The sequence below is a fragment of the Methylobacterium sp. 142-1Y genome (genome assembly GCF_057747795.1).
The window spans coordinates 5,912,850-5,925,696 of record NZ_CM173224.1 but is presented as its reverse complement, the minus strand read 5'-3'; the positions used below and the strand labels follow the sequence as shown (position 1 = coordinate 5,925,696).

The 12,847-nt window shown below is 70.7% G+C and carries 14 protein-coding genes; 11 read left to right on the top strand and 3 right to left on the bottom strand.

From position 1 onward, the window contains the following. Positions 1-246: 246 nt before the first annotated feature. Positions 247-1,488, top strand: coding sequence for an IS110 family RNA-guided transposase (locus AC3AOF_RS27205; RefSeq protein WP_488347032.1), 1,242 nt, complete (start codon positions 247-249; stop codon positions 1,486-1,488). 163 nt (positions 1,489-1,651) lie between these two features. On the opposite strand, the gene AC3AOF_RS27200 is transcribed toward AC3AOF_RS27205, so the two are convergent. The 3 genes from AC3AOF_RS27200 to AC3AOF_RS27190 form a co-directional block, all read right to left on the bottom strand. Beyond that, entirely contained in the window at positions 1,652-2,032 is a 381-nt protein-coding gene (locus AC3AOF_RS27200) for a cell division protein ZapA (protein WP_236987935.1), read from the bottom strand. Between the two features lie 55 nt (positions 2,033-2,087). Then, positions 2,088-2,375 carry a DUF4164 domain-containing protein gene (locus AC3AOF_RS27195; RefSeq protein ID WP_236987936.1) on the bottom strand — a complete coding sequence of 96 codons (288 nt, stop codon included), beginning with the start codon at positions 2,373-2,375 and terminating at the stop codon, positions 2,088-2,090. Between the two features lie 150 nt (positions 2,376-2,525). After that, positions 2,526-3,656 (bottom strand): GGDEF domain-containing protein, encoded by a 1,131-nt coding sequence (locus AC3AOF_RS27190; RefSeq protein ID WP_488347031.1) that lies wholly within the window; start codon positions 3,654-3,656, stop codon positions 2,526-2,528. A gap of 561 nt (positions 3,657-4,217) precedes the next feature. Here AC3AOF_RS27190 and gap point away from each other — a divergent pair. From gap to AC3AOF_RS27140, 10 genes are all read left to right on the top strand, one after another. Beyond that, the gene (gene gap / locus AC3AOF_RS27185; protein ID WP_093568149.1) at positions 4,218-5,225 is read left to right on the top strand and encodes a type I glyceraldehyde-3-phosphate dehydrogenase; all 1,008 of its coding nucleotides are present in this window, start codon (positions 4,218-4,220) and stop codon (positions 5,223-5,225) included. Between the two features lie 110 nt (positions 5,226-5,335). Next, complete coding sequence (locus AC3AOF_RS27180; RefSeq protein WP_236987938.1) at positions 5,336-5,830, top strand: hypothetical protein; 495 nt, start codon at positions 5,336-5,338, stop codon at positions 5,828-5,830. A 41-nt stretch (positions 5,831-5,871) separates the two neighbouring features. Then, positions 5,872-7,074, top strand: coding sequence for a phosphoglycerate kinase (locus AC3AOF_RS27175; protein WP_236987939.1), 1,203 nt, complete (start codon positions 5,872-5,874; stop codon positions 7,072-7,074). Between the two features lie 88 nt (positions 7,075-7,162). Beyond that, on the top strand, positions 7,163-8,248 hold the full coding sequence (gene fba / locus AC3AOF_RS27170) for a class II fructose-bisphosphate aldolase (RefSeq protein ID WP_236987940.1): 1,086 nt from the start codon (positions 7,163-7,165) through the stop codon (positions 8,246-8,248). Between the two features lie 130 nt (positions 8,249-8,378). Then, positions 8,379-9,095, top strand: a complete 717-nt coding sequence (locus AC3AOF_RS27165) for a thiamine phosphate synthase (protein ID WP_236987941.1) — start codon at positions 8,379-8,381, stop codon at positions 9,093-9,095. Positions 9,096-9,097: 2 nt separating this feature from the next. Next, positions 9,098-10,162 carry a tetratricopeptide repeat protein gene (locus tag AC3AOF_RS27160; RefSeq protein ID WP_236987942.1) on the top strand — a complete coding sequence of 355 codons (1,065 nt, stop codon included), beginning with the start codon at positions 9,098-9,100 and terminating at the stop codon, positions 10,160-10,162. 30 nt (positions 10,163-10,192) lie between these two features. Continuing rightward, positions 10,193-10,468, top strand: a complete 276-nt coding sequence (locus AC3AOF_RS27155) for a hypothetical protein (protein ID WP_488347030.1) — start codon at positions 10,193-10,195, stop codon at positions 10,466-10,468. A gap of 63 nt (positions 10,469-10,531) precedes the next feature. Beyond that, positions 10,532-11,044 (top strand): hypothetical protein, encoded by a 513-nt coding sequence (locus AC3AOF_RS27150; RefSeq protein ID WP_488347029.1) that lies wholly within the window; start codon positions 10,532-10,534, stop codon positions 11,042-11,044. 191 nt (positions 11,045-11,235) lie between these two features. Next, a complete protein-coding gene (locus tag AC3AOF_RS27145; RefSeq protein ID WP_488347028.1) occupies positions 11,236-12,030 on the top strand; it encodes an inositol monophosphatase family protein in 795 nt (264 codons plus the stop codon). A 74-nt stretch (positions 12,031-12,104) separates the two neighbouring features. Continuing rightward, positions 12,105-12,650: an adenine phosphoribosyltransferase gene (locus AC3AOF_RS27140; protein WP_058618423.1), complete on the top strand. Its 546-nt coding sequence runs from the start codon at positions 12,105-12,107 to the stop codon at positions 12,648-12,650. Positions 12,651-12,847 lie beyond the last annotated feature (197 nt).

Below are 12,847 nucleotides of genomic sequence, written 5' to 3'. Positions count from 1 at the left end.
TCGTATCAGTTCGTCACCGGCTTCGCGGTCCCTTGCGGATGAAACATATGGCAGAGTGGACTTGCCGTCGGCGGAGAGATCGGTTCGTCTTTGGTGTGCCAGACCCCGCGTATCAGTTGGATCCGGGCTCCTCTTCAGTCCCCTCGCTTGCGTCACGGGCCGGTCCTCGGGCCAGCCCCGGAGCGCGTCATTTAGATTTGATCTCACGGGAGCCTGCGCCGGCGGCCTGACGGCAAGGAGATCGTGATGGAGGTCCTCTACCCCCGCTGCACCGCCCTCGATGTTCACAAGGACACCGTCGTCGCAGCCATCCGCCTGGCCGAGAGCAGCGAGGTTCAGCGTGAGGTGCGTACGTTTGCCACCACCACGCCCGCTCTGCTCGACCTCTCCGCCTGGCTCGACGAGCACGCCTGCACCCATGTCGCCATGGAGGCGACCGGCATCTACTGGCGCCCGGTCTGGCAGGTCCTCGACGCCGACAGCCGCACCCTGATCCTGGCCAATGCCGCCCATGTCAAGAACGTGCCCGGCCGCAAGACCGACGTCGCCGACGCGGTCTGGCTCTCCGACCTGCTCGCCCACGGCCTGATCCGCGCCAGCTTCGTGCCCGAGGCCCAGACCCAGGCGATGCGCGACCTGCTGCGCACCCGCAAGCAACTGGTCCGCGAGCAGGCCAGCCACGTCCAGCGCATCCAGAAGACCCTCGAGGAGGCCAACCTCAAGCTCTCCTCGGTGCTCACCGACATCATGGGCCAGTCCGGCCGCGCCGTGCTCGACGCGCTGGTCAAGGGCGAGCGCGATCCGGCTGGGCTGCAGGCGCTGGTCAGCCCGCGGGTGAAGGCGGCGCCCGAGGCGATCCGGGCCGCGCTGACCGGCCGGATCGGGGATCATCATCGCTTCCTGCTCGGCGTGCATCTACGCCAGTACGACGGGTTGGGGCGAGCGATCGTGGAGATCGACGCGCAGGTGGAGCGCGACCTCGGCCCTTTCCGGGAAGCGGTGAAGCTGCTGGTGACGATCCCGGGCATCAGTGACCTCACCGCGCAGGTGATCCTCTCCGAGATCGGCCCCGACATGAGCCGCTTCCCGACCGCCGGCCATCTGATCTCCTGGGCCGGGCTGTGCCCGAGGAACGACGAGAGCGCGGGCAAGCGGCGCTCGACGCGGCTGCGCAAGGGCGCGCCCTGGCTCAAGACGGCCTTGGTGCAGGCCGCCTGGGCCGGAGTGCGCAAGAAGGCGAGCTACATCAGGGCGCAGTTCCAGCGCTTGCGCGGCCGGCGCGGCCCCAAGAAGGCGATCTGCGCGGTCGCCGCTTCGATGTTGACCGCGATCTATCACATGCTCAAGGCCGGCACGGCTTACGTCGATCCCGGGCCTGATCACGGCCGCAAGGCGGCCCCGACCATCCGCGCCAAGGCGCTCGTGCGGCAGATCGAGCGCCTCGGATTTGCGTGCGAAATCAAACCCGTAGAGCCAGTTTCTATTTAGCCTTTTTCGGAAGCGGCGTCCCCTCTCCCGGCCTGCTCCGCAGGCCACCCTCCCCCGCAGAGGGGGGAGGGTTCGTGCGCGGCAACCGTCCCTCCCGCATCTTCGCAACTTCCGATGTCAAGCCCTATCGGTACCAGCCGGGCAGAACTTCGCGAAAGATGCGTCACCCCCCCTGCGCCCCGCCCGGCACCGACCCGAGCCGCTTGGCCAGCCGCTCGATCCGCTCCGCCGTGCGCTGCACGGTCTCGGCCAGCCGCGCCTCCGAGGCCTCCCGCTCGGCGCTGCCGGCATCGGTGGATTCGCGCAACGCCGCGGTCTCGCGCTCCATCGCCTCCATCCGGCGCTTGGTCTCCGCCAACTCGTCGGCGAGCGTCAGCGCCGCCATCACGTGCAGGCGCATGTCGCCGATCTCGCCGAAGGCCTTGCGCATGTCGCCGATGCGGGCGTCGAAGCTCGCGGCCAGCCCTTCGAGGTGGCGCTCCTCGCCCTCGCCGCAGGCCATGCGGTAGGTCTTGCCGGCGATGGTGACCGTCACTTGAGGCATCGCCCCCTCCTCGAACGCATGAAACGCCAGTCCGACACCGGTAGGTCCGGCGGCCTCAGCCCTCGCCCCGCTCGCCGTTGCGGCCGAGCACGCCCTCGACGGTGCCGATGGCGCGGCCGAGGCGGTGATCGACCTCCTCGGTCACCGATTGCATCTCGGCGAGGCGCGCCGTCGCCCCGTCGAGTTCCGCCGCCAGCCGGGCCCGGTCGTCGCGCATGATCTCCAGCTCGGTCTCGAGGTCGCTGTGGCTGCGCTCCGCGTCGAGCCGGCGCGTCACCGCGGATTCGAGCAGCGACACCGAGGCTTCGAGGCGGCGCAACGCCTCCTCCACCGCTGCGGTCATGCTCACCTCCGAAAAACGCCGGACGCGACAACGCCGACTGAAAAGACCAGGGATACCCGGCCGAAACCCTAATGGTCCGGGGCCCGCGTCGCAATCGTCGTGCCGATCCGCCGGGCGTGGGGGGCTCCATCCTGGGGACGGTGGGGACAATCAGGCCGCCGCCACCTCCAGCCGGTTCCGCCCGGCCGCCTTGGCCCGGTAGAGAGCGCGGTCGGCGGCCGAGAGCAGGGCCGTGAGGTCGCCGCGTCCGGCCGCCAGGCCGACGCTGACGGTCGCCGGAATGCCGGGCCCGTCGCGGTGCACGGACGAAGCGGCGAAGCGGCGGGCGATGCCCTCGCCGACCTGCCGCGCCGCAACGAGGTCGAAGCCCGGCAGCAGGGCGGCGAATTCCTCGCCGCCGAGCCGGGCGACCAGCGCGTCCGGCCCGGCCGCCCGCCGCGCCGTGTCGGCGAAGAGCCGCAGAACCGCGTCGCCGGCGGCATGGCCGTGGCGGTCGTTGATCGCCTTGAAGTGGTCGAGGTCGAAGGCGAGGAGTGCCGCGGGGCGGTCGTCGAGGAGCCGCGCCCCGTCCTCGAAGAAGCCGTGGCGGTTCTGGAGGCCGGTGAGGTAGTCGGTTCGGGCCGCCGCCAGGGCGCTCGCCTGCGCCTCCTCGCGCACGAGCGCGATCAGCCCCATCGGCATGGCGACGGAGTAGAGCACGCCCTCGTACATCGTCATCTTGCCGAAGACCGGCATCAGCCAGTCGCCGTAGAGGGCCACGATGACCGGCGTCACCAGGGCCCGAGCCAGGTAGAACAGGGCGTGCCCGCCCGCGACCGCGATCGCGAGCCGCCGCGCACGAAAGGCCCGGGCGGTGCGGCTGCGCAGGAGCCGCCAGGCGGTGAGACCGCAGGCGAGCGCGATCGGCAGCGAGCCGACATAGGTCCAGAGGACAACGGGAAAGCGGACCCCGAGCGTCGCCCACAGGAGAGCGAGCACCGCGAGCACGGCGAGCGGCAGGCGCAGCCGCGCCCGCCCGTCGAGGAGGGCGACGCCGTGCAGGATCATCAGGTAGCCGGACACGATCAGCAGGTTGCCGAGCGCCGAGCCCAGGATACCCGGCAGGGCGGCCCGGTTGATCGACACGACCAAGCCCGCCGCGAAGGCCAGGAAGGCGCCGGCCCAGATTCCGAGCTCGCGCGCGCGCCGCTTGTGGGCCTGGCGCTCCCACAACATCGTCGCGGCGGCGACCAGCACCGTTCCCACAATCAGGCAATAGAGGGTGTGAAGATCGATCTGCATCGCTGCCGTCACCTAGGCCTCACGGCATACGCGCCGGCGATTGCCATCTTCGTTACGGTTCCGATCGTCTCCTCCCCGTTGCGCGAGCATGGTTAAGTGTCTTCTCGACGATGTCCGGGCCCGATCATCGCCGGCGTCATCGTGGCGGGAGGATGACGGCCGCTTGCGCGCACGGGCGTGAACGCCGTTTCATCCGACTCGAAAACCGCGCGATGCCGCAGGATCGAGGCCGTCGACGGGATGGTTTTCCCCAAAGCCCCGCTCGGGTTTGACACGCCCCGGCACCATGTTAGGAAGCCCGCGCCCCCGCCGGGCGGCTGTCGCCGGCGGATTGACAGAAATACGAGCTGCCGTGACGCCTCCCGTGCTCCCCGCCAGTGCCGTCCCCGCCGGGACGGCCGGTGCGTGCGGGACCAGGAGAGCAGCAGGCCGCGCCGGCGAGCGCCGGCCCTTCGTCAGCGTCGAGACGCGCCGCGCCGGACCGATCCGTGCGGCCCGTTCCGCTCCGGGGCGTCGCCGCCCCCACCGCCTCCGCCACACCGAGTCCACGGGAGAGAACACATGACGGTCAAGGTCGCCATCAACGGCTTCGGACGCATCGGCCGCAACGTCCTGCGCGCCATCAAGGAAGCCGGCCGCACCGACATCGAGGTCGTGGCCATCAACGATCTCGGCCCGGTCGAGACCAACGCCCACCTGCTGCGCTTCGACTCGGTCCACGGCAAGTTCCCCGGCACCGTCTCGGTCGAAGGCGACCACATCGTGGTCGACGGGCAGCGCATCCGCGTCACCGCGATCAAGAATCCGGCCGAGCTGCCCCACCGCGAGCTCGGCGTCGACATCGCGATGGAATGCACCGGCATCTTCACCTCGAAGGACAAGGCGAAGCTCCACCTCGATGCCGGCGCCAAGCGCGTCCTCGTCTCGGCCCCCGCCGACGGCGCCGACCTCACGGTCGTCTACGGCGTCAACCACGACAAGCTGACGGCCGACCACCTGGTGGTCTCCAACGCTTCCTGCACCACCAACTGCCTGGCTCCGGTCGCCAAGGTGCTCAACGACGCCGTCGGCATCGAGCGCGGCTTCATGACCACGATCCACTCCTACACCAACGACCAGCCGTCGCTGGACCAGATGCACAAGGACCTCTACCGGGCTCGCGCCGCGGCCCTGTCGATGATCCCGACCACGACCGGCGCCGCCAAGGCCGTCGGGCTGGTTCTGCCGGAGCTGAACGGCCGCCTCGACGGCACCTCGATCCGCGTGCCGACCCCGAACGTCTCGGTCGTCGACTTCAAGTTCAATTCCAAGCGCGCCACCTCGGTCGCCGAGATCAACGAGGCGATCAAGGCCGCGGCGAACGGCCCGCTCAAGGGCGTGCTCGGTTTCACCGAGGCCCCGAACGTCTCGATCGACTTCAACCACGATCCCCACTCCTCGACCTTCCACATCGACCAGACCAAGGTCATGGACGGCACCTTCGTGCGCGTGCTGACCTGGTACGACAACGAGTGGGGCTTCTCGAACCGCATGGCCGACACCGCCATCGCGATGGCCAAGCTCATCTGATCGCGGCCGACGCGACGGGCCGGCTCCCTCGGGCGCCGGCCTTCGTTTTCGGGCGGCCCCGTCGCGGGGCCGCCCGCCTTGCCCCAGGATTCGCCCCCGAGGATCCGCCGATGACCGACGCCGTGCCCGCCCCCCGCCCCGCGAACGCCGCCGACACCGCCCTGCTCCAGGGACAGGTGCCGAGCCCGGCCGCCCCAGTGCCGACCACGGTGTCCGCCGTCCCGGCGCACGTCCCGCCGGCCACTCCTTCCGTTCCGGTCTCCGCGCAGCCCCAGCCGGTCGCGCTGCCTCCCGGCGTCGCCGACCAGCTCGCCCGCATCGAGGACAAGGCCTCGCGGATCGAGGACAAGTATGCCCGCTCCGAGGCCCTGCTCGCCCGCGTCGAGGACCGGGTCGAGGCGGCCGGCGCCCGCATGAACGAGGCCGCCCGCCAGTCCGACCTCGCCGCCCTGCGCAACGAGGTCCGGGCGATTGCCGACCGCACCCGCCGCCTGCCGGGTGCCGGCGCCCTGATCGTCACCGCGATCGTCACGGCCGTGCTGACGGTGGCGCTGACCCTGGTGGCGCAGCGCCTCAACCTCCAGGGCCTGATCCCGCCGCGCTGATCCCCGCGCCCTTCCCCTTATCCCGCAAGGTGCCCCCGCCGATGACCCAGTTCCGTACCCTCGACGATGCCGGCGACCTGAAGGGCAAGCGCGTCCTCGTCCGCGTCGACTTCAACGTGCCGATGGACCAGGGCCGCGTCACCGATTCCACCCGCATCACGCGCGTGCTGCCGACGCTTAACGAACTCGTCGAGGCCGGCGCGAAGGTGGTTCTGCTGGCCCATTTCGGCCGCCCGAAGGGCAAGCCGGTCGCCGCCGAATCCCTGCGCCCGATCGCCGAGGCGACCGCCAGGGAACTCGGCCGCCCGGTCGCCTTCGCGGAGGATTGCATCGGCGAGACGGCCGCCGCGGCGGTCGCGAGCCTGAAGGACGGCGACGTCCTGATGCTGGAGAATACCCGCTTCCACGCCGGCGAGGAGAAGAACGACAAGGCCTTCGTCGAGGCGCTGGCCGCAAACGGCGACGTCTACGTCAACGAGGCGTTCTCGGCCGCCCACCGGGCCCATGCCTCGACGGAAGGCCTCGCCCACGTGCTGCCGGCCTATGCCGGCCGCCTGATGCAGGCCGAACTGGACGCGCTGACCAAGGGCCTCGAGGCCCCGGCCCGGCCGGTGGTGGCGATCGTCGGCGGCTCCAAGGTCTCGACCAAGATCGACCTGCTCAAGAACCTCGTCGCCAAGGTCGATGCCCTGGTGATCGGTGGCGGCATGGCCAACACCTTCCTGCACGCCGCCGGCCTCGGCGTCGGCAAGTCGCTGTGCGAGCGGGATCTGGCCGCCACCGCCCAAGCCATCATCGAGGCGGCACGCGAGAACAACTGCGCCATCATCCTGCCGGTCGACGGCGTGGTGGCCGAGGAGTTCAAGGCAGGCGCCCCCCACCACACCTACGGGGTCGACGCTATCCCTGACACCGGCATGATCCTCGACATCGGCAGCCTGTCGGTCGACCGGATCGCGGCGGCGATCGACGACGCCAGGACCCTGGTGTGGAACGGCCCCGTCGGCGCCTTCGAGATCGCACCCTTCGACCAGGGCACGGTGGCGGCGGCCCGCCACGCGGCGGCGCGCACCAAGGCCGGCAAGCTCGTCTCGGTGGCCGGCGGCGGCGATACGGTGGCGGCGCTCAACCATGCCGGCGTGTCGGCGGACTTCACCTACATCTCGACGGCCGGCGGCGCCTTCCTCGAATGGCTCGAGGGCAAGCCGCTCCCGGGCGTCGACGCCCTGCGCCGGCAAGCTTGAGGGTTTTCGTTCAGGTCGGCCGCGTTAGGACGCCGGCCGACCCTTCCGCTATAATCCAGCAACAGTGACAGTCTCGGAGGATTTCGACATGGCGCGCATCACGCTTAGGCAACTCCTCGACCACGCCGCCGAGCACGGCTACGGGGTGCCGGCCTTCAACATCAACAACATGGAGCAGGGCCTCGCCATCATGGCGGCGGCCGACGCCACCGATTCGCCGGTGATCCTGCAGGCGAGCCGCGGCGCGCGGTCTTATGCCAACGACGTCGTGCTGGCCAAGCTGATCGACGGCCTCGTCGAGATCTATCCCCACATCCCGGTCTGCATGCACCTGGATCACGGGAACAACGAGGCGACCTGCGCCACTGCGATCCAGTACGGCTTCACCTCGGTGATGATGGACGGGTCGCTGAAGGCCGACGGCAAGACTCCGGCGGATTACAACTACAACGTCGAGATCACCCGCAAGGTGACCGAGATGGCGCACTGGGCCGGCTGCTCGGTCGAGGGCGAGCTCGGCGTGCTCGGCTCGCTCGAGAGCGGCGAGGGCGAGGCCGAGGACGGCCACGGCGCCGAAGGCGTCCTGTCGCACGACCAGCTGCTCACCGACCCGGCCGAGGCGGAAAAATTCGTGGCGGCCACCAAGGTCGACGCGCTCGCCGTCGCCATGGGCACCTCGCACGGCGCCTACAAGTTCACCCGCAAGCCCGACGGCGCGGTGCTGGCGATGAACGTGATCGAGGAGATCCACCGCCGCCTGCCCAACACCCACCTGGTGATGCACGGCTCCTCGTCGGTCCCGCAGGACCTCCAGGACATCATCAACCAGTATGGCGGCGAGATGAAGCCGACCTGGGGCGTGCCGGTCGAGGAGATCCAGCGCGGCATCAAGCACGGCGTGCGCAAGATCAACATCGACACCGACAACCGGATGGCGATGACCGGCCAGATCCGCAAGATCCTGATGGAGAACAAGGCCGAGTTCGACCCGCGCAAGTACCTGAAGCCGGCGATGGACGCGATGACGAAGCTGTGCAAGCAGCGCTTCGAGGAGTTCGGCACGGCGGGCAACGCCGGCAAGATCCGTCCGGTCGCGCTGTCCGAGATGGCCAAGCGCTACGCCGCCGGCAAGCTCGACCCGTCCTTCGCCCCGTCGAAGGCCGCCGCGGAGTAAGGCCCTTGCGGCGCGGGTGATCTCGCGCCGCATCGCCGCCCCATTGACCATGCAGCAGGGCGGGCGGCCGGGGGGCCGTCCGCCCCGCGCGTTTTGCGCCCCTGTCCGTCCCGAAGGCTCGAAGACCCCGATGGCCGATCCCCAGACCCGCCTGATCCTCCTCACCGCCCCCGAGGCCGGCCCGGACCTGAAGGACAGGCTGGCGCGCGCGGTCGCGGCCGGCGACGTCGCCGCGGTGATCCTGCGCCTGCCGCCCGGCGACGAGCGGGCGCTGGTCAACGCCGTCAAGGCGGTGGCGCCGGCGGTGCAGGAGGCGGGCGCCGCCCTGGTGCTGGCCGGCGGCGGCGGCATCGATCTGGCCACCGTGGCCTCCCGCAGCGGCGCCGACGGCGTCCACGTCCCGGCGAATTACGGGGCGGAGGATCAGCCGGACGCCGACATCCCCGCGGAGGCCGACGGCGACGAGGCGGAGGACGAGGAGAGCGACGGCCCGCTGCGTGCGCTCCGCGAGCGCCTGCGCGACGGCCGCATCCTCGGGGTCGGGCGCCTGCGCAGCAAGCACGCCGCCATGGAGGCCGGCGAGGCCGGCGCCGATTACGTCCTGTTCGGCGACGAGTCGAAGCTTGCCCACGACGACCTCCTGGCGCGGCTGACCTGGTGGGTCGAGATCTTCGAGACGCCCTGCATCGCGCTCGCCCGCAACCTCGAGGACGTGCCGGACCTCGTCGCCACGGGGGCCGAGTTCATCGGCCTCGATCCCGCCCTCTGGGCCGGGGAGGGGGGCGAGGCCGCGGTGGCCGAGGCGCAGGCCGCGATCCGGAACCGCCCCGCGGGCGGGGAGGGGTGAGAATGCGGAATTCCCGCCTCGCGACTCTCGCGCTTCTCGGGGCTTTCGGCCTCGCGGCCGGGCCGGCCGGGGCCCGCTCGGTCCCGGCTCCGGCCGAATCCGCCACACCGGGAGGCGTCAAGCCGGGCGTCGTCCCGCCGAATTTCGGCGCGACCACCAACACCTTCGGCGCGTCGAAGTCGAACCAGACCCTGCCGGGCGCGGCCTCGCTGCCGCCCGCGCCCTCGAACGACCCGAATGCGGATCTCGCCTACGGCGCCTATCAGCGCGGCTTCTACGTCACGGCGTTCCGCGAGGCGACGAAGCGGCTGGAGAAGAACAAGACCGACTTTCCCGCCATGACCCTGCTGGCGGAACTCTACAGCCAGGGCCTCGGCGTCCGCCAGGATCCCGCGCGGGCCGCCGAGTGGTACCGACTGGCCGCCAATCTCGGCGATCCCCATGCCGCCGCCACCCTCGGCATGATGCAGATCGAGGGCCGCGGCGTGCCCAAGGACCAGGCCGCGGGCCGCGCCCTCCTGGAGAAGGCCGCCGCCCGGGCCGATGCCACGGCGAGCTACAACCTCGCCCTGATCCTCCTCGGCACCGGAACGCCCGCCGACCTGACCCGCGCCGTCGAGCTGCTGCGCCAGGCCGCCCACCAGGAGCTGGCCCCGGCCCAGCACGCGCTCGGCGTGCTCTACCTCCAGGGCCGCGGCGTGCCCAAGGACACGACCAAGGCCGCCGGCTGGTTCCGCCGCGCGGCCGATAACGGCGATCTCGCCGGCGAGGTCGAGTTCTCGATCCTGCTGTTCAACGGCGAGGGCGTGCCGAAGGACGAGACCCGCGCCGCCCGCTACTTCCGCCACGCCGCCTTCCGGGGCAACGCCGTGGCCCAGAACCGGGTCGCCCGGCTCTACGCCAGCGGCCGCGGCGTGCAGAAGAACCTCGTCGAGGCCGCCGCCTGGGACATCGCCGCCCGGGCGCAGGGGCTGTCGGATGCCTGGCTCACCCAGGCGGTGTCCGGGCTCAACGCGGAGGAGAAGGCCCGGGCCGAGCGGCTGGCGGCGGACCGGGCGGGGCCGTGAGCGGGTGATGTCCATCTACCGGAGGGCATCGTGGAACGTGCACTGACCGAGGCGGTCAAAGGCCTGAAGCGGTTCGGCCCGGACGGCCTTGTCTTCGCCCTGGCGATCCTTGGAACGTTCGGGGCATTGGCGGTCGGCGCGCCTCCGGCCTGGACGGTTGCTGCGGGTTGTGGATTTTGCCTGCTCTGGCTGCTGCGCAACTACGTGGATGCGCTGATCGCGTTGCGTACCAAGAAGGCCGAGCTTGAGATCGAGGCGCAGCGGGGCGGGAAGCGCATGATCGAGAAGGCCAGGAAATCGCTGTAACCGCGACAAACCCGCCCTTCGTCCCTATCTTTCACCCCGGACATCCGCGCCCCGGTGCTGATCATGCAAGAAACGGCCATTATTATCGCGATCCTCGCGCTCGCGGCTCTGTCGGCCCGGGAGCTCGTCCGGATGACGGCCGAGGCGCGCCGGAAAGCCCGCCTGATCGAGGGCGCGCGGATGGACCTGTCCCGCTGCCTCGCGGTCACCGAGCGGGCGCTGGCGGATGACCGCGTGCCCGCCCTCCTCAAGGCCGTGCTCTACAACCAGGCGGCGGCTTTGGCCGATCCCGCCGTCGGGCGGGCCCGGGTGGCGGAATTCGCGCGCGCCCCGGGGCGCGAGGACGGGCCGGATCGCGACGATCCCATCGACCACTCCCTCGACCGGCTGGCCGCGATCGATGCGGGTCTCGCCTTCGATTGCCGGGCGGCGCTGACGCAAGGGCTGATGGCGCTGCTGCTCCTGCACGCCGACGAGGTCGCGGTCGATCGGGCGACGCGGGACGTGGTCCGGCGTCGCCACGGGCTGCCGGCGCGGCTGGACCTCCTGTTCGGCGAGGCGACGGCCCCCGTGTGAGACGCAGGCCGGATTTTCTCCACGAACCGATGTGACATGCCGCCCGATGCGGCTTAGAGGCATCCATCAGTGACGCTGCCCGTGCCGCGAGGTGCGGGCCGCATTCCGTTTGCATTCGTCGTGCAGGGCAACCGCGCCCGCCATCAAGGACCACCCATGACCCCGACCCGCATTCCGGGAGCCGCCGCCCGATGATCGTCTCCCCCCTGATGACCGTGATGGTCGATGCCGTGCGCAAGGCGGCGCGCGGGCTCAAGCGCGATTTCGGCGAGATCGAGAACCTGCAGGTCTCGCGAAAGGGCCCGGGCGACTTCGTCACCGCCGCCGACCGCAAGGCCGAGGCGACCCTGCGCGAGGCTCTGATGAAGGCCCGGCCGGGCTACGGCCTGATCATGGAGGAGAGCGGGGTCATCGAGGGCCAGGACAAGACCCATACCTGGCACGTCGACCCCCTCGACGGCACCACCAACTTCCTGCACGGCGTGCCGCATTTCTGCATCTCGGTCGGCCTCGAGCGCGAGGGCACGATCGTCGCGGCGGTGATCTACGAGCCCATCAAGGACGAGCTCTACATCGCCGAGCGCGGTAAGGGCGCCTTCCTCAACAACAAGCGCCTGCGGGTCGCCGGCCGGCAGGACCTCGCCGACAGCCTGGCGCTCTACGGCTCGCCCTATCTCGGCCGCGGCAGCCATCCGCGCCTGCTCAAGGAACTCGCCGCCGTGATGGCGGTGACCGGCGGCGTGCGCCAGACCGGCTCGGCAGCCCTCGACCTCGCGGCGGTCGCCTGCGGCCGGGCCGACCTGTACTGGGAGCGCGACCTCCAGACCTGGGACATGGCCGCCGGCCTGCTCCTGGTGCGCGAGGCCGGGGGCTTCGCCAGCAGCGCCGATGGCGGCGCCGACCCGATGACCGCCCGCTCGGTCGCCTGCGGCAACGAGGTGCTCCAGCGCGAGCTGGTCGCCATCCTGCGCAAGGTCGGCGGCTGACGGCAGCCGCCCGGGCCGGTTCCCGACCGGCCCCGGGCCTTCCCCGCCGAACTCTCGAAAAAAGGCCCTACGCCATGGACCCGCGCACCACGTCCGCCCTCAAGGACGCGATCCGCTCGATCCCGGACTATCCGAAGCCCGGCATCATGTTTCGCGACATCACCACCCTGCTCGGCGACGCCCGCGCCTTCCGGCGCGCGGTCGACGAGCTGGTGCACCCTTACGCGGGCGGCCGGATCGACCAGGTCGCCGGCATCGAGGCGCGGGGCTTCATCCTCGGCGGCGCCATCGCCCACCAGCTCTCCTCGGGCTTCGTGCCGATCCGCAAGAAGGGCAAGCTGCCCCACACCACGGTCTCGATCGCCTACGCGCTCGAATACGGCACCGACGAGATGGAGATCCATTCCGACGCGGTGAAGCCCGGCGACCGGGTGATCCTCGTCGACGACCTGATCGCCACCGGCGGCACCGCCACTGCGGCGGTCGAACTCCTGCGCCGGATCGGCGCCGAGGTGGTGGCGGCCTGCTTCGTCATCGACCTGCCGGAACTCGGCGGCGCCGACCGCCTGCGCGCCCTCGACCTGCCGGTGCGCACCCTGATCGAGTTCGAGGGGCACTGAAACGAAGAAAGGCGGGCTGCATGGCCCGCCTCGTAATCGTTATTCATCCCACTCTGCCCACCTCATCCTGAGGTGTCAGTCGATCGAAGATCGACTGACCTCGAAGGAGGGCTCCAGAAGTCTCTGAGCTGACTGGAGCCCTCCTTCGAGGCCCACTGCGTGGGCACCTCAGGATGAGGTCGAGGGCGGGATGGGAT